The sequence below is a fragment of the Nocardia sp. CC213A genome (assembly GCF_030766805.1).
Taxonomy (GTDB): Bacteria; Actinomycetota; Actinomycetes; order Mycobacteriales; family Mycobacteriaceae; genus Nocardia; species Nocardia otitidiscaviarum.
In genome coordinates, this window is sequence record NZ_JASFXA010000016.1 from 86,512 (window position 1) to 104,105 (window position 17,594).

A 17,594-nucleotide genomic window follows, 5' to 3' on the forward strand; every position below is an offset into this window, starting at 1 on the left:
GGCACCGATGTCCCGCCCCGCGCCGCACATCGACGACACCTTGCTGGCCGAGGCCGCCGCCATCCTCGGCACCTCGGAGTTGACCGCCACCGTCAACGCCGCGCTCGCCGACGTGGTGGGCCGCCGTCGCCGCGAACAGTTCGCGGACTGGGTGAAGGCGGGTGGCCTGCGCGGCTCGTACCCCGAATTCGACGAACGCTGAACCTCTTCGGGCATCGACGCCGCGCACCGCACGAACATGTGATTCGGTCGGCTGTGAGCCCGGCGACGACCGGATCGACGTCGAGCACGAGCCGGATCCGACCGCGATCGCGCGCCGCAGACCCCCAGAGGCGGGTAGCCACCCACCGTCGCGATTCGCGAGCAGCTCCACGCGCCTCGCGAGCAGCTCCGATTCCTCCCGTGATGGCACGGCAGATCGGTGATGCACGCAGATCGGTGATGGCGGAGCCCGATCACCGCGATGCCGGTGGGATTCAGGCGCGGGCGATGGATTTGCGGATTTCGGTGGCTATGAGGGTGGGGGCCTCGAGCATGGGGACGTGGCCGACGCCGGGGAGGGGGCGGTCGGTCAGGGTGGGGTGGCCGGTGAAGGCGTCGGGGGCGTAGAAGTGGGGCGGGATGATGCGGTCGTGTTCGGGGCGCAGGATGGTGATCGGGAGGTCCAGTTCGGGGAGTTTGGTGAAACCGGCTGGGATGGCGGGGTCTTCGGCCAGGTCCTTGATGATGGTGCAGTGTGCGGGGGTGGCGGCCATGGCGTTGGCGAGGCGGTTGGGGACGACGGCGGGCTGATGGGCCAGCAGCGGAATCAGCAAGCTGCGCAGCATATTCGGCATGACCGGCAGGCCGTCGGCGGTGTTGAGGCCGACCAGCGGGCCGAAGGAGCGAAATTTGCGGATGAGGGTTTCGGCGGTGGGGCGGTCGGGCCAGAACCCGGCGGGCGCGATGGCGGTGAGGGTGGCGGCGCGACCGCGCGCGGCGAGTTCGCAGGCAATCCACCCGCCCAGCGAATTGCCCACCAGATGTGCTGTGCGCCAACCGACTTCGTCGAGCATGGCTTCGACGTGATCGACCAGTCCGGGAATGGTGGCGGGTTGCCGCGCGGGCGGTCCGCCGAAGTGGCCGGGCAGGGTGGGGACGAGGACGTCGTGGTCACCGGCCAGATCGTCGATGACCGCGCCCCAGGACTGCCAGGTGAGCAGGAATCCGTGCAGCAACAGCACCGGGGCACCACGCCCGGTCCGCAGTCTCGGTTCGGGTACCGGAATCGCGTCGACCGAGCCGTGAACCACCATGAGCGCGACGATACCGCGCGTGCGCCGCACCCGGGGTCCGGTGCGGCGTTGCCGGAATCACATCCCCATGAGCTTCTTCCAGTGCGCCGAGAGCGGATGCTTGGCGGTGACCGAGCCGAAGCGGATGCGGCCGTGCACGACCAGGTGCAGCGGCCCCATGGGCGGTCCGGTGTGCACCTTGTTGGTGACGCCGGAGCCGACGAGTTCGAGCCCGTTCAGATCGGCGGTAGCCTCCGACGGCAGCACGAGATTCAGTGAGCCACCGCTGATATCGGCCCGGATCTCCACGATCTGCGTGGACATGACGGCCTGGGTGAAGTCGAGCGTCACACCGGAGAGGAAACTGTCCACCAGCAGTGTCGGATGCACCTGCCAGCGGCCCTTGCGGGTGACGCCGGACATGCGGGCGCGGATGATGTTCCCCCCGGACGGGTTCGGGACGTGCCGCACCGTGGGCTGGCCGTGCGGTGCGGCCGGTGGCGGCCCCGGGAAGGGCCGCGGCCCGGGCTGTCCGGCCAGCCGGATCCCCGGCAAATCGACCAGCACCGTGTTCAACTCGCCGCGGGTCTTGGCCGCCAGCGCCGTGTCCATGCGTTCGGTGAACTCGCCGAGCGACAGCATGCCGAGCCCGACCGCACGTTGCAGCAGCCGCCCCACGTGCTCGCGCTCGGCGTCGGACACCCGCAGGTCGCGGTCGCCCACCACGTGCTCGGCGCCCACCCTGGAAACCGCTTCAGGACCACCCATGCCATCTAGGCTAGCGACGATCCGGCCCGCCGCACATCAGGGCAATCCCTGAACATCAGTTATCACCGCGAATCCTGCGGACCCGCGTCGCCACGGCCGAACCCTGGCGCGCAGCGGACGTCCCGGGTCCCGGCCCTCCGCGAGAACCGCGCCGACGTCGCGCGAGACGGCTGAGCTCGCGAATCAGGTCCCTGCGCCCGGGCCGGGCAGGACGTCGATGTCAGCGGCGGTCAGCCGAGCATCGCACTGATCGCAGCACAGGCGCACGCGCGTGATGCGGCCGCACTCGCGGTGGCGATGCAGCGCCGGGGGCCCTTCGGGGCCGACGGCCCACTGGTCGCCCCACGCGGCCATGACGACCAACACGTCGCAGAACGCCAGACCCTTGTCGGTGAGCACGTACTCGGATCGCGGCGGTTGTTCGGAGTACCGGCGGCGCGCCAGCATGTCCTGATCCTCGAGCCAGCGAAGGCGTTGGGTCAGGACTTTGCGGGAGATCCCGAGGTCACGTTGGATGTCGTCGAAGCGGCAGATGCCGACGTAGACATCGCGCATGATGAGCGGCGACCACGGCTCACCCGCGACGTCCAAGGTGCGCGCGATCGAACAGGCCATCGCACCGAAATCCGTACGTTGCATCAGCACATTATAGTTCCCTCAGGGAACTTACTGTGTTAGTCTCCTGAAGGAACTTACAAGGAGTGCCCGCCATGCCTGATCCTCTCCGCACCGAACCGACGCCGAGCAAAGCCATCAACATCGTCCGGCAATGGGACGACGACCAACTTCACGTGCCTGACCGGGACGACGTCCTGCCGTGGGAGCTCGGCCTCGAGCGGCTCGACGCCACAGAGCTCTACTGGAATGTCAGTCAGGGCTCGGACGGATCGCCACATGTGCGGCCGGTCTTCGCCGTGGTATGTGACGGTGTGTTGTGCTCGACATCGTCGTCCACCGCGCGCAAGACCGCGTTGATGCGACAGGCACCCTGCACGCTGGCGACATCGACGGAGGGCATGGACGTCATATACGAGGGTGTCGCAAGACAGGTGGACGACGCCGACCGCCTCGCCCGCATCGCCGACGGCTACCGGACCAAATACGGCTGGCCGGTGGAAGTGACCCCGGACGGAGCTTTCCATGCCCCGTTCGGTGCGCCGGCCGCCGGGCCGCCGCCCTACCTGGTTTTCGCCATCGAACCCGTGACGGTCCGCGGACTCGGCACGGACGAACGCTACGCCGCCCGATCGACCCGATGGGAGTTCGACCGATGAGCCTGCACGAGGAGCGCGCCCTGCCCGAGGCGGTGCGGAACCTGTTCACCGGAACCAACTACGCCCATATCGCCACCCTGCTGCCGGACGGATCACCGCATACCGTTCCGATCTGGGTGGACGTCGAGGGCGACACGATCGTGTTCCTCACCGGACCGGACGCACGCAAGGCCCGCAACCTCGAACGGGATGACCGCGTGGCGATCTCCGTCACCGATCACCAACGGCCCTTCGTCATGGCCACGGTGCGCGGGCGGGTGGCTCGCCGGCTGACTGGGGATTCGGCCTGGGTCGTGATCGACCGGATGTCGCACAAATACTTGGGAGTGCCATACCCCCGGGAAGAAGAACGGGTCGTCTACGCCATCGACCCGGTCCACGTGTGGACGAAGGATTTCGCCGGCGACTGACGCCGAGCCAGGCGAGCGAGATCAGCGATCGGTCACGAACCGCGTGCAGACGGCACTACTCCAACCCCTGTTCGATGGCGTAGCGGGTCAGCTCGACCCGGTTGCCCAACTGGAGTTTGCGGAGCGTGGACTGCACGTGGTTCTCCACGGTGCGGTGGCTGAGGTGCAGGCGGGTGGCGATCTGCTTGGCGGACAGTCCCTTGGCGACCATGCGCAGCACCTCGGTCTCCCGGTCGGTGAGGGCGGGCCGGTGGGGTTCGTCGCGGTCGGGCGGAGTGTTGGCGATCCGCCGGTACTCACCGAGTACCAGACCGGCCAGTCCGGGGGTGAAGACGGCCTGTCCCGCCGCGGTGGCCTGCACGGCGTCGGCGAGTTCGGCGGCGGAGGCGCTTTTCACCAGGTAGCCGAGCGCCCCGGCCTTGATGGCGTCGAGCACGTCGTCGCGTTCGGCCGACGCCGAGAGCACCAGCACTCGGCTCTCCGGTGAGACGCGCAGGATGTCGGCGGTGGCGGTGGCACCGTTGCCGTCGGGCAGGTTCATATCCATGAGGACGACGTCGGGGCGGACGGCGGCGGCACGCCGGGCGGCCGTGCCCACCCCGTCGGCGGTGGCGCTCACCTCGAATCCGGCCTCGGTGAGATCGCGGGCGACCCCGTCGCGCCACATGGGGTGGTCGTCCACCACCATGACCGAGATCCGGTGCTCTCCGGTGTCTTCCGACATATCGCCTCCCGTGTCACCTCTCATTGTCGGGCCTCGCGCTCGCGCGGTACCCGGAACTCCCACTCCGTTCCGGTCTCGGTGTCGGTGAACAGTTCCGCCGTACCCCCGAGCGCCGCGATCCGGCCGACGATCGAGCGTGAAACCCCCAGCCGCCCTTCGGCTTCGGCGGCGACCAAGCGGCCCTCGGGGATGCCGGGGCCGTCGTCGCGCACGCTCACGATCACCTCGCCGCCGGTATCCTCCAGCAGCACATAGGCTTTCGCTCCATTCCCGGCGTGCGCGGCGACATTGGACAGCGCCGCCGCGACGGCGGCCGCCACCTCCCGCGCCATCCGCCGCCCGAGCGGGACGGGATGGCCCGGTGTGGAGACGAAGACCACCGGTGTCGCCTGCGCGGTGAGCAGCGGTCGCAGATCCTCCTGTCCGCCACCGGTGTCGGCGCGCACCACCTGCTCGGAGATGAGCACCCGCAACGCCACCTCCTGCTCCCCCGCACGCTGCGCCAGTTCCGCGGTGGGGCCGCCGATCTCGCCGCCGCGCCGCTTGATGTAGCTGAGCACCTGCAACACCCCGTCGTGCACCTCGCGCGCCAGCCGCTCCCGCTCCTGGGTGGCGGCGTTGAGCCGGACCGCCTCCTGCAACTGCTGCTGGGCCCGGCGCGCGGTATTGGCCGCCAGGCCGATCGCCAGGCCCACCGAGATCAGCACCGGGGCGGTGGCGTCCTTCCACACGTCCACATCCCATTGCGCCCGCACCGTGGTGCTGGCCAGGGAGATCAGCGCGCCCGAGCCGATGCCGCCGAGCGGGCCCCAGCGGATGGCGGCCGACATGACGGCGTTGGCGGCCCACAGCGTGGTTGGCAGGGTCTGGTGGCCGTGGTACCAGTCGTAGTCGGCGACCAGCCGGGTGGCGGCCATGAGCGCGATGACCACCACCTGGTCGCCCACGACCACCGCGGTCCGCATTCCGGCGGTGCCCCGCACCAGCCAGTGCGACAGCAGGACCGAGGAGACCACCGACCACACCACCATCACGCCGATGAACGCCCAGCTCAGGCCGGGCCGCTCGTAGTAGCGCACCGACGCGAACTGCTGTGCGATCGCGTAGATCAGGGTGACCAGCCGGAACACCTGCGCCGCCCGCCACAGCGGCGCGGCGGCGGCATAGCCGGGATCGAGGTCAGTCCGCGGGGTCACCGGTGTCGCCCTGTCTCGACTCGCCCCGCGCGGAGTTGGACCCGGGTGGCTTCGGTGCGGGTGGGGACAGTTCGAGCGGGCTGGGGTCGGTGTCGGGTTCGGCGCTGAACATCGGTTTGCGTGGATTCCCGGTGTGCAGCTCCTGGTAGAGCTCATCGGGGGAATCCGCCAGCAGCGACCGGATGGCGGTGTTCAGCACCGCCACGAACGGCACCGCGAGCAGACCGCCCGCGATACCGGCCAGCACCACTCCGGCGGCGATCGCCAGCACCACCGCCAGCGGGTGGATGCGCACGGCCCGACCGAGCAGCAGCGGTTGCAGCACATGGCCTTCCAGCTGCATGACCGCGATGGTGATGCCGAGCACGATGAGCGCGGTGACGAGGCCCTTGGTCATGAGGGCGATGAACACCGCCACCGACCCGGCGATGAAGGATCCGATGATGGGGATGAACGCGCCGATGAACACCAGGGAGGCCAGCGGCAGCGCGAGCGGCACGCTCAGAATGGCCAGTCCCGCTCCGATGCCCACGGCGTCGACGGCCGCCACCAGTACGGTGGCCCGCACGAATCCGGTCAGGGTGCCGAAACCGAGCCGTCCGGCGGTGCGGGTCCGTTCGCGCTGCGCGGTCGGGATGACCCGGGTGACGAACTCCCAGATCTGTTCACCGCCGTAGAGGAAGAAGATGAGGATGAACAGGGTCAGGAAGATCCCGGTGAAGAACTCGCCGATGGCCGTGGCGGTGGTGAGCGCCCCGCTGGTCAGCGTGTCCTGGTTGTTCTCGATGGTCTTGACGAGGGTGTCACCGGCATTGCGGATCTGCTCGGTGCTCAGGTGGAAGGGCCCGTTGATGAGCCAGTCCTGAATCTCGGTGACGCTGTTCTTGAACTCGTCGGTCAGCTGCGGCACGCCGATGACGAACTGTTCGATCACGAAGGTCATCACCCCGGCGAGCAGTCCGAGCGATCCCGCGAGCGCCACGAACACCCCGATGGACCGCGGCACCCCGAACCGCTGCATCCAGTCCACCAGCGGCGACAGCAGCGCCGCCCCGAGCAGCGCGATGGCCAGCGGAATGGTGATCGCCGAGAGCCGATGCGCCACCCACGCCACCGCCAGCACCGCCGCGAAGATGATCAGCAGCCGCCACGCCCACTCCGACGCCTGCCGCACGAGCGGGTGCACAGCCTCGGCATCCCGCCGCCGCACCCCGTCCCGGGTCCCGGCGTCCGCCACCTGCTGCTGCCCCTCGCTCACGGCTGCGAGCCTACTGTCCGTTTCGCTCATAGCGCCGTACCCGCACTGTTCGACGCGCTCCCCCACGCCCCGAGCAGCCGACGAAACAACCGATCTCGTTAAGAAGCAGGTAACTCGCCGGGTACGCCCGAATTCGGGTCGGCACTCGACCGCCGGCACGCGTGCATAACCGTGAACGGCTCTCAGCCGTGCGCGAAGAGTCGCGGGGAGGCGGGGGAGCTAGATTGGTGAGCGTGTCAGCGCCCCTGGAAGCGGTCAAACAGACCATGCGAACCCGCTGGCCGCTGTATCTCGCATCCATGCTGGCGGCCAATGCGTTCGGTGCTGTCCTGGTGTGGGCTTTCATCCAGTACGGGCTGCCGGTGCCGGAGGGCGGGACGGCGGCGACCCGGGAGACGGGGCTGCTGATTCCCGGCACGGTCTTCGTGATCGGGGGCATTCTGAGCCTGGCCGCGTCGGCGCTCATGCTGCGGCCGGTCATGCGCTGGCAGATGCGCGGCGGGCCGCCGAGCCGGCAGGAGCAGATGGCGGCGCTGCACGCGCCGCTGCGGCAGTCGATCGTGCATCTGGCGCTGTGGCTGCTGGGCGGCGGTGTGCTGGCCTCGCTGATCATCGTGCGCACGCCGGAGCTGGCGGCCGCGGTGATCGTCACCGAATGTATGGCCGCCACCATCGTCTTCGGTTTCACCTACATGCTGGGGGAACGGATTCTGCGCCCGGTGGCGGCCGAGGCGCTGTCCACCGGCACCTTCGATCACACGCTCACCGCGGGTGTCGGCACCCGGATGGCCATGACCTGGGGTATGGGTACCTTCGCACCGGTCATCGCGATCGTGCTGCTGTGCGTCACGCAGATTTCTTCTCGCGTGCAGTTTTCCGCGCAGTCGCTGGCGGTGTCGATTCTGCTGCTGTGCGGTGTGGTGATCATGCAGGCGCTGGCGCTGTCCATGCTGACGGCGTCGAGTATTTCCGATCCGATTCGCCAGCTCAGTCAGGCCATCGACCGCGTGCAGGAGGGGGCGCGAGATGTGCAGGTGGAGGTTTTCGACGGCTCGGAAATCGGGCTGCTGCAGGTCGGCTTCAACCGCATGATGGACGAAGCCGCCAAACGTCGCGAACTTCAGGAATTGTTCGGTCAGCATGTCGGTGAGGATGTGGCCCGGCGCGCCTTGGAGTACGGCACCGAGCTCGGTGGTGAAACGCGATTCGTGGCGGTGTTGTTCGTGGATATGGTCGGTTCCACCGCAACCGCCGCGGAACGTCCGCCCACCGAGGTCGTCAGCCTGCTCAATGAATTCTTCCGCATCGTGGTGGATGTCATCGACCGCCACCACGGCCTCATCAACAAATTCGTCGGTGATGCGGCGCTGGCCATCTTCGGCGCGCCCCTGGACCGTCCCGACGCGCCCACCGCCGCCCTGGCCGCCGCCCGTGAGCTGCGCGAAGCCCTGCGGGAAGTGCCGGGGTTGGATATCGGTATCGGAGTTTCGGCCGGTTTGGCGGTGGCCGGGAATATCGGCGCGGCGAATCGTTTCGAGTACACGGTCATCGGTGATCCGGTGAACGAGGCGGCCCGGCTGACGGAACTGGCGAAGGAGCGTCCCGAACGGGTGCTCACCTCGTCGAGCGCGCTGTATTTCGCCGACGATCCCGAACAGCGGCACTGGGAAACGGGCGAGGAGGTGCAGCTGCGCGGCCGTCGCAGAAAAACGCGTCTGGCCTGGCCCAAGCAGAGCGGCGAGGAAATGACTGCAGACGCCGCGGCCATCGGTTCGTTAGGCTGACGGCGTGACGGCCCCGAGTAGCACACGCCACCGGTTCTGGTGGGTGAAATGGGTACTTGGTGCCGCACTTGCCGCTTTGTTGATCGCCGAGGGCATATATCTGTATCCGCGCCTGTCGGAATCCTGGCAGAAGCTCACCGAAATCCATTGGGGCTGGGTCGCCGTCTGCGTCTGGTTGCAGGCGGTGTCGATGAGCGGCTACGGCCGGGTGCAGAAACAGCTGCTGCGCGCGGGCGGCGTGCGGGTGAGTCAGCGCAAATCGGTGTCGGTGGTGTACGGGTCCACCGGCATGGCGTTGACGCTGCCCGCCGGGCAGGTGTTCTCGACGGCGTTCACGTACCGGCAGACCCGACGCTGGGGCGCGAGCCCCATCGTGGCCTCCTGGCAGCTGGTCATGTCCGGGGTGGTCGCGGCGTCCGGGCTGGCGCTGCTGGGCGTGCTGGGCGCGCTGCTGGTGGGCGCCCGGGTCGGGCCGCTGAAGCTGATCGTGTCGCTGGGCGCGGTGGTGCTGCTGGTGTGGGCCGGGAACTACGTGGCCAAGCATCCCGGCACCATCGAGGCGGTGGTGCGCCGGGTGCTGCACGTGATCAATCGGATCCGGCATCGCGCCGGTGATCGCGGCGAGGACAAATTGGCCGAGATCGTGAGCCAGCTGGAGTCGGTGGACCTGGGCCGCCGGGACGGCGCGTGGGTGGCGTTCTGGGCGGTGCTGCACCGCGGTGCGGATGTGGCCTGTCTGGGCGCGGCCTGCTACGCGGTGGGGGCCGATCCGCGCCTGGCGGGGCTGGTGCTGGCCTTCGCCGCCGGGAAGGCGGTGGGTTCGATTCCGTTCGCGCCGGGCGGCATCGTCTACGTGGACGCCACCCTCATCTACGGTCTCACCGCGTTCGCCGGTCTGCCCGCCGCGCAGGCGGTGGCGGCCGCCTTCGCCTACCGCATGGTCAGCTTCGTCCTGGTGGCGATCGTCGGCTGGATCGTCCTCGGCTTCCTGTTCCGCACCCCGCACGCCGACGACGCCGACTACGAGAAGGAGTTCGAACAGCGCCGCACCCCGCTGGTGAGCGAGCGCCGCCAGCCGGACCCCGAGGTCGGCACCGCCTGAGCCGGGTGTCCCTGCGCGGGGACCGGTAGCGGGCGCACTACCCTGTGGCGCGTGAAGAAACCGCTGCCGTTCGTCGTCGATGCCGTGCTGGTGGTCCTGTTCTGTGCGATCGGGCGCAGCAGTCACGACGAGTCGATTCTGACGGGATTGGCGCGCACCGCCTGGCCGTTCGAGGCCGGACTCATTCTGGGCTGGGCCATCGCCTTCGCGGTGTGCGTGTGGCAGTCCGAGCGCGACTTCGATACGGCGGTACGGCGTTTCGACGGGTGGTCGCTGTGGCCGACGGGCGTGATCATCTGGGCGACCACGCTGATCGGCGGCATGCTGCTGCGCGTGGTCAGTGGCCAGGGCACGGCGTTCAGTTTCATCCTGGTGGCGGCTACCGCCCTCGCGCTCTTCCTGCTCGGCCCGCGCGCCGCGCGGAAGGCGTTGCGCGCCAACTGATCCGTACGACTGCCCGGTGATCCGAACGACTGCCCCGAAACCTGCCGCGGCCCGGAACCATTCGGTTCCGGGCCGCTCGAGCGTAGGACCGATCCGCTAGGCGGTGTCCGGGCTGGCCAGCGACTGGAGCATGCGGGCCGCCATCCGGGCGGTGGCGTCGCCGCTGTCGATATTGTCGATGTGCACGGCGAAGGCAAGATCGCCCATGGTGGCGATGAGCCAGCCGCTGGTGCCCGCGGTGGCGGCGAACGCGTTGACGTTCTGGTAGCGGTGCAGACTGGCGAGTTCCGGCGCGCCGGTGGCGTCGCGGAGCATGCCGCGCAGCCGGTCAGCGACCTCACCCGAGAACGGGGGCAGGTCGGCCTCGACGGTGGCGGGGGTGCCGATCTCGATCATGGGCCTGGGGGTCTGTCCGTGGGCGATGGCGGCCGCGGCGATGGCCATCCCCCACGGGCTGGCCAGCAGCGTGTCCCCCGCGCCACCCTGTTTCACCTGTTCGCCGCGCCCCGCAGTGGGCAGGCGACCGCTCACCTCGTCCAGTCCGGGCACCTGGAAGTCGATGCCGACGCCGAGCAGGCTCGCCGCCTCCGACACGTCGCCGAGCGAAACATCCTGCGGCGCTTTCTGCTTCACGACGGCGGCCAGGTTCTTGAACAGCTCCACCATGCCGCCCACCGGGTAGAGGCCGGTGAACGCCACCGCGCCCTGGGCACTGGCCTGACTGTTCTGCGCGACCGCGACCACCGCGCCGCTGGACGGCTGGATGGCCACGATGGACGCGGCTCCCCAGTAGCTCACCACGGCGTCCTCGGCCGCCCGCTGCAGGCGCTGATCCATGGTGGCGGCGATATCGGGCCCGGGCGGGCCCTGTTCCCCGGCGAGCTGGGTGATGAACTTGTCGTCGGGGCCGAAGAGCTGCACTCCCCATCCGGCCCGCTCGTCGTTGTTGTCCTGCCACACCTTGCGCAGCGAGTCCAGCATGGGCGACCAGACCCGACGGTCGGCCGAGATGAGCCGGGGCTGCTTCTCCATGACGACACCGGGAATGACGGCCATGCGCGGTTCCAAGATGTTGAAGTCGCCTTCGCGGAGGTTGACGGCCACGATCGGCTTGCCCTGCGAGGACGAGAGGTCGGCCAGCAGCGATTCACCCGTGATGAGCGGCGCGACGGGTTCGATGGCGGCGGCGAGCGCGTGCGCCGAGCCCGCCGGGTCGCCGGTCTTGGCGGGGTCGAGTTTGATCACATTGATGACCTGCTCGGTCATCAGCGGCGCGCCGGTGATGTCGACGACCTTGGGTGACGGGGTGGCATAGGTGCGCACCAGCCGGACGGTGCGCTTGCTGTCGAGCTGCGGCATGACGACGGTGGGCTCCCAGGAGATGCGCCAACCCAGACTGAGCTTGCGGATGGTGCCCTGCAGGTCGTACTTCCAGACCTTGTTCTCACCGAAGGTCCAGGTCGCCGTGAGGCTGAACAGGCCGGTGGTGCCGTCGAGGGTGATGAACTGGGTCTTCTCGTAGTCGGGTGTGCCGGGTTCCAGGCCGCTGAATACTTGCTTCAGGGTTGCCGAAGCTCCGTTCGGATACGAGGTCAGCCGACCGGCGGCCTCGTAGTCCTTGGCGTCGAGCAGTTCGGTGAACTTCTCGACCACGGCCTCGGGGCCGTTGGACCGCTCGCGCACCGCGCACGACCCCATCCCGATCGCAACGGCGGCCACCGCCGCGAGCGCGATCGCGGCCCGTACCCGGAAGCGGCGGGATCCCCACACATCCATATCGCCCACTCTTCACTCTTGCCACTTCAGCAACAAGACCACGGTACCGCGAACCGATTGCCCGCGGTGCCACCTTCACGCCTGGCGTGCCACGCCGAGCACCACCACCATAGTGCCGATTTCGGTCATGCGGGATCGATTGTCGGATCGGCGGTCCGTCAACGACTTCCGCCTCCGACCGCAGATGACCGACCGATTGGTTCTTGTGCCGTAGTACCCATTCGGCAAGATCACCAACCCTCCGGCCCCAGTTCTATCACGTTCTCCGAGAGCAGAATCCACGACACCGCAAGCGTTGTAACGTTGTAATCAGCATTACAGCTCCACGCAGTAAGTGAGTGTGAACGCCATGAAATACGGACAGCGCGGACGCGGATTCGGACGGCCCGGAGGGTGGCAGCAAGCCGATCTCCCGGACCCCGCGGACGCCCCCGATTGGTTCGCTGGAAGATTGCCCTCCGACTGGTTCACCGGACCGGCAACCCTCGAGATCGACCGCGACGAAATCGTCGTGATCGGAGAACTGCCACTCCCCCCGGGCGACGCTCCGGACGCGCCGCCGACAACCCGCGCGGGCAAGGCGACCGCCGCCACGGGCGGTACCGAGCCGGAAGCCGCGACCGGCAGCGCCGCCGGGAGCAAGGACACCTCGGGCAAGGACGCCGGGGCGCGCGCCACCGACAGCGAGGCCGCCGACAGCGGCTCCACCGCCGCCGATTCCGACGCGGCGGCCGCGTCCGGGTCCGCCGAGGTACCCCGGGCCACCCGCGAGGGACTCGTCGCCCGCTTCCGAGAGACCACCCGCCCGGCGCGCATGCGGATCGCCGCCGAGGCGCAGCACCGCTACGGGCGCACCGTCTCCTGGGGCGTCCGGGTCGGCGACGAGCGCATCATGTTCACCCATGTGGCGGCCCCGGTCATGACGCGATTGCGCCAGCCCGAACGCAAGGTGCTCGACACCCTGGTGGACGCCGGTGTGGCGCGCTCCCGATCGGACGCCCTGGCGTGGACGGTCAAGCTCGCGGGCCAACACGCGGAGGCATGGCTGGCCGAACTGCGCGATGCCATGCGCAAGGTGGACGAACTGCGCGCGGAAGGCCCGCGCGACCTGTAGGGCACAGGCCGACGAGCCCGCGACGCCGGTGGCGATCGCCGGACCCGCGCCGGTACGCGGTCAATCGCGCAGGGCGAGGCCGGTTTTCGAGTCGGAGTGGCGGCTCAGGGCTTCCGGCGTGCCTTCGAAGACGATGCGTCCGCCGTGGCGGCCGGGACCCGGGCCCAGGTCGATGGCGTGGTCGGCGCGGCGGATGACGTCGAGATTGTGTTCGATGACGACCACCGTGTTCCCCTGCTCGACGAGGGTGCCCAGGACGGCGAGCAGGGTGTCGATATCGGACAGGTGCAGGCCGGTGGTGGGTTCGTCGAGCACGTAGAGGGTGTGGGCGTCGCGGGTGGCCAACTCCTTGGCGATCTTCAGGCGTTGGCATTCGCCGCCCGAGAGGGTGGTCAGGGATTGGCCCAGGCGCAGGTACCCGAGGCCGACCGCCGCCAGGTGCCGCAGCGGGCCGGTGATGGCCGCCGTGGGCAGCCGGGTGGCGGCCTCGTCGATGGTGAGGTCGTCGATATCGGCGATGGTCAGGCCGTCGACCGTGTAGGCGAGCACCTCGGGGGTGAAACGGCGGCCGCCGCAGGTCTCGCACACGGTCTCCTGACCGTCCAGGAAGGCGAGGTCGGTGTACACGACGCCGAGTCCCTTGCAGGTCGGGCAGGCCCCTTCCGAATTGGCGCTGAACAGCGTGGGCCGCACGCCATTGCGCGCGGCGAACAGCTTGCGCACCGCCGGGGCGATTCCGGTGTAGGTGATCGGGGTGGAGCGGCGGTTGGTGGTGACCGGGCGCTGATCGACCACGGTGGCGGGATGCTGGTGCACCAGTTCGGCGACCAGGCTGGACTTTCCCGATCCGGCCACGCCGGTGAGCACGGTCAGCACGCCGGTCGGAATATCCACGGACACATCGCGCAGATTGTTGCGGGTGGCGTTCTCGACGCGCAGCTTGCCGGTGGGTACGCGGGGTTCGAGTGGCGCGCGGCGGGCGCGCAGTCCGCGCCCGGTCGGGGTGTCGGCGGTGCGCAGGTCCGCGAACGAACCCTCGAACACCACCTCTCCCCCGGCGGTGCCCGCCCCCGGCCCGATCTCCACGATGCGATCGGCGATCCGCATGACATCGGGATCGTGTTCGACCACGAGCACGGTATTGCCCTTGTCCCGCAACTGTTTCAGCAGCCCGGTCAGCGATTCCACGTCGTAGGGATGCAGTCCGGTGGTGGGTTCGTCGAAGATGTACAGCATTTCGGTGAGACTGCCGCCGAGGTGCCGGACGGTCTTGATGCGCTGTGATTCGCCGCCGGACAGCGTGGTGGTCGGACGGGCCAGACTGAGATAGCCCAAGCCGATGGCGGTGAGGGCGCGCAGGCGTTCGGTCAGGGCGGAAACCACCGGCGCGACACTCGCTTCGGTGACGTCCGGAATCAGTTCCGCCAGTTCGGCGATCTCCATCCGGCTCATTTCGACGATGGTGCGATCGAGCACGCGGGCGGTGCGGGCGGCAGCGCACAGCCGTTCGCCGTGGCAGTCCGGGCAGGGCCGAGTATCGGTGAAGTGTTGCAGGACAGCTTGTTTGCGTTCGGAGAGGTTGTCCGCGGTGTGCAGGTAGACGCGTTCGAAGCGCTCGATCACGCCTTCGTAGTCCTGCGGCGGGCGGGTGCCGAGGCGGGCGGCGGCCTCCCCGCCGTACAGCAGCGCGCGGCGCTGGTCCTCGGTCCATTCCCGCAGCGGGGTGGTCGGGTCGAACGAGCCGATATCCGAGTACTGCCGATACCAGTACTGCCCGTTTCCGAAGCCCGGCAACAGGATCGCGCCCTGCTCCAGCGACTTGTCCGGATCGAGCACCCGCTCCACGGCGGTCTGCACGGTGTCGCCGAGCCCGGAGCAGGTGGGGCACATTCCGGCCGGGTCGTTGAACGAGAAGTGGTTGGACTCACCGACATACGGCTCACCCACCCGTGAGAACAGCAGTCGCAGATAGCTGTAGGCGTCGGTGCTGGTGCCGACGGTGGAGCGGGCATTGCCGCCGAGCCGCCGCTGATCGATGACCACCACGGGGGACAGCCCCTCGATGTGGTCGACCTCCGGCCGGGTCCAGCGTGGCAGGCGATTGCGCACGAACGGCGGATAGGTCTCGTTGACCTGGTATCCGGCCTCGGCGGCGATGGTGTCGAAGACCAGCGAGGACTTGCCCGAACCCGACACCCCGGCGAATACCACCAGGCTGTTGCGCGGCACCTCGAGGTCGACGCTGCACAGGTTGTTGGTGCGGGCGGCGCGGATGCGGATCACGCGGTGCTGCTCGAATGTGGTCATAAGCCCACGCTAGGAGCCATTGCGGCCGGATTCTGACCGCAATCGGGTCCAGAATGGGGGCATGGCCGATGTCACCCGCCGCATGCTCGAACTGCTCGCCCAGCTCCAGACCGGGCGACGCTTCAGCGGCCAGGAGCTGGCGGCCCGCCTGGAGGTGAGTCCGCGCACGCTCCGCCGCGATGTGGAGCGGCTGCGCGGGTACGGCTATCCGGTGTCCACCCAGCCCGGCCCCACCGGGTTCTACCAGCTCGCGGCGGGCCGCACCCTGCCGCCGCTGGTGCTCGACGACGACGAGGCGGTGGCGACCCTGGTCGGCCTGGCGCTGCTCGGCGCGACGGCGCCACCGGCGACGCCGCGGGACGGCGGGACCGGATCGGCCGCCCCGGGTGAACCCGGTGTGCCCACCGCACGCGGTGACCCAGCCGAACCCAGTGACCCAGCCGAACCCAGTGACCCAGCCGAACCCAGTGACCCAGCCGAACCCAGTGACCCAGCCGAACCCAGTGACCCAGCGGCACGCGGTGGCCCAGCCGCACGCGGTGGCCGCACCGAGCCCGGCGAAGGCACCGAATTCACCGCCGCGACCCGACATGGCGCAACCGACGGACGCGGCGACGCAACCCCGCACCGCGCGATCAGCGAGCGCACGGCATCCGGTTACGGCGAAACCCTCGATCGCGCTGCCGATATCGGGTCGGCGGCGGACCGGGCGTTCGGCAAGCTCGATCAGTTCCTGCCGAAGCGCTTGCGCCCCAGGGTTTCCGCTCTGCGCGCCACGGTGGAGACCGCGCCGCAGTCCGCGCCCGCCGTCGCTCCGGAGGTGCTGGCGACCGTGGGGGCGGCGGCGGCCGGACACGAGTATCTGACCTTCGGCTACGCCGGCCGCGACGGCACGGCGTCACAGCGCCGCGTCGAGCCCTACCGTGCGGTGCACCTGCGGCTGCGCTGGTATCTGGTGGCCTGGGATGTGGACCGCGCGGACTGGCGTGCCTTCCGTATCGACCGCATGGCCGAAGTCACCGGCACCGCACGGCATTTCCCGCCGCGTCCGCTGCCCGCGCGCTCGGCCACCGAGTACGTGCGCGCGGGCATGAGCACGCCCCGGCACCGCGCGGTGGTCACCGTGTCCGCGCCCGCCGCCCAGCTCGCCGACGCGCTGAAGTACCTGGACTGGGATATCGAGGCGCTGGGCCCGGACAGTTGCCGCGTCACCACCCGGGTGGACTCCTTCGAATGGCTGATCCTGCGGGTGGGCCTGCTCGGCGCGACGTTCATCATCGAGGAACCGGCCGAATTCCGCGCCCGCGCCCTCGAACTCGCCGACCGGCTGCGCCACGCCGCCGAAACCGCACCCTGATCTCTCCGACCAACCCATTGCCCGCGCCGCTGCCCCGAGTGGTGTCGCTCGGGTGCACGCCCTAACCCACCGGATCGGCCAGCCCCACCGACCAGGCCGACTCCAACCAGGCCAGCCCCACCGGCCCAGCCGACTCCAACCAGGCCAACCCCACCGGCCCAGCCGACTCCCATCGAGACTGCCCTCGGAATCGATCCAGCTCGCCGACCAGGCCGCCCCCGGCGAATCGGCCGACGTCATCGCCCGTGTCGCCGCAATGATCGTTGCCGCATCCCGTCCGCGTGACCGCCGACTCGTCCCCACCGACTCGCGCGCCCGTCGATTCGCATGCCCCGTCTCCAATACAGTGTCGGTCATGGCTGAATCCCGCGGCCCGATCCTCGTGCTCAACGGCCCGAACCTCAATATGCTCGGCACCCGCCAGCCCGAGGTGTACGGCGCCGACACCCTCGACGACGTGGTGGCGCTCTGTCGCGCGACCGCGGCCCGGTTCGACCGCGAGGTCGTGGCCTTCCAGTCCAATCACGAGGGTGCGCTCATCGACCGCGTCCATGCCGCGCGCGGGGTCGAGTCGGGCATCGTCGTCAATCCCGGCGGTCTCACCCACACCTCGGTGGCGCTGCGCGACGCCCTGGTGATCCCGGAGGTCCCGATCGTCGAGGTGCACATCAGCAATGTGCACGCCCGTGAGGAATTCCGCCACCACTCCTACATCTCCCCCATCGCCACCGCCGTCATCGCGGGCATGGGCGTTCGCGGCTACGCCGCCGCGGTCGAATTCCTCTGCACCCGCTGAATCGCCGGAC

General features: G+C 69.2%; 17 protein-coding genes and 1 pseudogene. 10 read left to right on the plus strand and 8 right to left on the minus strand.

The window, feature by feature from the left end; all coding sequences use genetic code 11:
- Nucleotides 1-7 precede the first annotated feature (7 nt).
- Entirely contained in the window at nucleotides 8-202 is a 195-nt protein-coding gene (locus QJS31_RS26260; RefSeq protein ID WP_282783790.1) for a type II toxin-antitoxin system VapB family antitoxin, read from the plus strand.
- Nucleotides 203-476: 274 nt separating this feature from the next.
- On the opposite strand, the gene QJS31_RS26265 is transcribed toward QJS31_RS26260, so the two are convergent.
- The 3 genes from QJS31_RS26265 to QJS31_RS26275 form a co-directional block, all read right to left on the minus strand.
- Nucleotides 477-1,295 carry an alpha/beta fold hydrolase gene (locus QJS31_RS26265; protein WP_306357988.1) on the minus strand — a complete coding sequence of 273 codons (819 nt, stop codon included), beginning with the start codon at nucleotides 1,293-1,295 and terminating at the stop codon, nucleotides 477-479.
- Between the two features lie 57 nt (nucleotides 1,296-1,352).
- Nucleotides 1,353-1,997, minus strand: coding sequence for a DUF1707 domain-containing protein (locus tag QJS31_RS26270; protein ID WP_306358023.1), 645 nt, complete (start codon nucleotides 1,995-1,997; stop codon nucleotides 1,353-1,355).
- A 228-nt stretch (nucleotides 1,998-2,225) separates the two neighbouring features.
- Nucleotides 2,226-2,681 (minus strand): helix-turn-helix domain-containing protein, encoded by a 456-nt coding sequence (locus QJS31_RS26275; RefSeq protein ID WP_282783800.1) that lies wholly within the window; start codon nucleotides 2,679-2,681, stop codon nucleotides 2,226-2,228.
- A 71-nt stretch (nucleotides 2,682-2,752) separates the two neighbouring features.
- Between QJS31_RS26275 and QJS31_RS26280 the strand changes: the two genes are divergently transcribed.
- Entirely contained in the window at nucleotides 2,753-3,316 is a 564-nt protein-coding gene (locus QJS31_RS26280) for a pyridoxamine 5'-phosphate oxidase family protein (RefSeq protein WP_282783802.1), read from the plus strand.
- Nucleotides 3,313-3,726: a TIGR03618 family F420-dependent PPOX class oxidoreductase gene (locus QJS31_RS26285; RefSeq protein WP_282783804.1), complete on the plus strand. Its 414-nt coding sequence runs from the start codon at nucleotides 3,313-3,315 to the stop codon at nucleotides 3,724-3,726. The genes QJS31_RS26280 and QJS31_RS26285 overlap by 4 nt, the downstream gene beginning before the upstream one ends.
- A 55-nt stretch (nucleotides 3,727-3,781) precedes the next feature.
- Here QJS31_RS26285 and QJS31_RS26290 read toward each other — a convergent pair whose 3' ends face one another.
- Genes QJS31_RS26290 through QJS31_RS26300 form a run of 3 tightly spaced genes read right to left on the minus strand, consistent with a single transcriptional unit; the run spans nucleotide 3,782 to nucleotide 6,832 of the window.
- Nucleotides 3,782-4,450, minus strand: coding sequence for a response regulator transcription factor (locus QJS31_RS26290; protein ID WP_282783806.1), 669 nt, complete (start codon nucleotides 4,448-4,450; stop codon nucleotides 3,782-3,784).
- 20 nt (nucleotides 4,451-4,470) lie between these two features.
- Nucleotides 4,471-5,646, minus strand: a complete 1,176-nt coding sequence (gene macS, locus QJS31_RS26295) for a MacS family sensor histidine kinase (protein WP_282783808.1) — start codon at nucleotides 5,644-5,646, stop codon at nucleotides 4,471-4,473.
- Entirely contained in the window at nucleotides 5,630-6,832 is a 1,203-nt protein-coding gene (locus QJS31_RS26300; protein WP_282783814.1) for an AI-2E family transporter, read from the minus strand. Before QJS31_RS26300 ends, macS begins: the two co-directional genes overlap by 17 nt.
- Before the next feature lie 338 nt (nucleotides 6,833-7,170).
- Between QJS31_RS26300 and QJS31_RS26305 the strand changes: the two genes are divergently transcribed.
- From QJS31_RS26305 to QJS31_RS26315, 3 genes are read left to right on the plus strand one after another with little or no spacing between them, the layout of a single operon-like run.
- Complete coding sequence (locus QJS31_RS26305; protein WP_282783815.1) at nucleotides 7,171-8,688, plus strand: adenylate/guanylate cyclase domain-containing protein; 1,518 nt, start codon at nucleotides 7,171-7,173, stop codon at nucleotides 8,686-8,688.
- Nucleotides 8,689-8,692: 4 nt separating this feature from the next.
- Nucleotides 8,693-9,790: a YbhN family protein gene (locus tag QJS31_RS26310; RefSeq protein WP_306357989.1), complete on the plus strand. Its 1,098-nt coding sequence runs from the start codon at nucleotides 8,693-8,695 to the stop codon at nucleotides 9,788-9,790.
- Between the two features lie 51 nt (nucleotides 9,791-9,841).
- Nucleotides 9,842-10,234, plus strand: coding sequence for a DUF3054 domain-containing protein (locus QJS31_RS26315; RefSeq protein WP_039818097.1), 393 nt, complete (start codon nucleotides 9,842-9,844; stop codon nucleotides 10,232-10,234).
- A gap of 96 nt (nucleotides 10,235-10,330) precedes the next feature.
- On the opposite strand, the gene QJS31_RS26320 is transcribed toward QJS31_RS26315, so the two are convergent.
- Complete coding sequence (locus QJS31_RS26320) at nucleotides 10,331-12,010, minus strand: NTF2-like N-terminal transpeptidase domain-containing protein (protein ID WP_282785758.1); 1,680 nt, start codon at nucleotides 12,008-12,010, stop codon at nucleotides 10,331-10,333.
- A gap of 349 nt (nucleotides 12,011-12,359) precedes the next feature.
- Here QJS31_RS26320 and QJS31_RS26325 point away from each other — a divergent pair, with 349 nt between their 5' ends.
- A complete protein-coding gene (locus tag QJS31_RS26325) occupies nucleotides 12,360-13,124 on the plus strand; it encodes a hypothetical protein (RefSeq protein WP_372341712.1) in 765 nt (254 codons plus the stop codon).
- Nucleotides 13,125-13,184: 60 nt separating this feature from the next.
- On the opposite strand, the gene QJS31_RS26330 is transcribed toward QJS31_RS26325, so the two are convergent.
- Complete coding sequence (locus tag QJS31_RS26330; RefSeq protein ID WP_282785760.1) at nucleotides 13,185-15,431, minus strand: excinuclease ABC subunit UvrA; 2,247 nt, start codon at nucleotides 15,429-15,431, stop codon at nucleotides 13,185-13,187.
- 61 nt (nucleotides 15,432-15,492) lie between these two features.
- On the opposite strand from QJS31_RS26330, the pseudogene QJS31_RS37440 reads away from it, so the two are divergent.
- The 3 genes and pseudogenes from QJS31_RS37440 to aroQ all read left to right on the plus strand — a co-directional run.
- Nucleotides 15,493-15,753 (plus strand): annotated as a pseudogene (locus QJS31_RS37440) (helix-turn-helix transcriptional regulator); the annotation flags it as partial.
- Nucleotides 15,754-15,828: 75 nt separating this feature from the next.
- Nucleotides 15,829-16,788 carry a WYL domain-containing protein gene (locus tag QJS31_RS26335; RefSeq protein ID WP_372341817.1) on the plus strand — a complete coding sequence of 320 codons (960 nt, stop codon included), beginning with the start codon at nucleotides 15,829-15,831 and terminating at the stop codon, nucleotides 16,786-16,788.
- Between the two features lie 355 nt (nucleotides 16,789-17,143).
- Nucleotides 17,144-17,584: a type II 3-dehydroquinate dehydratase gene (gene aroQ, locus QJS31_RS26340; RefSeq protein WP_306357991.1), complete on the plus strand. Its 441-nt coding sequence runs from the start codon at nucleotides 17,144-17,146 to the stop codon at nucleotides 17,582-17,584.
- The last annotated feature ends 10 nt before the right edge of the window (nucleotides 17,585-17,594 follow it).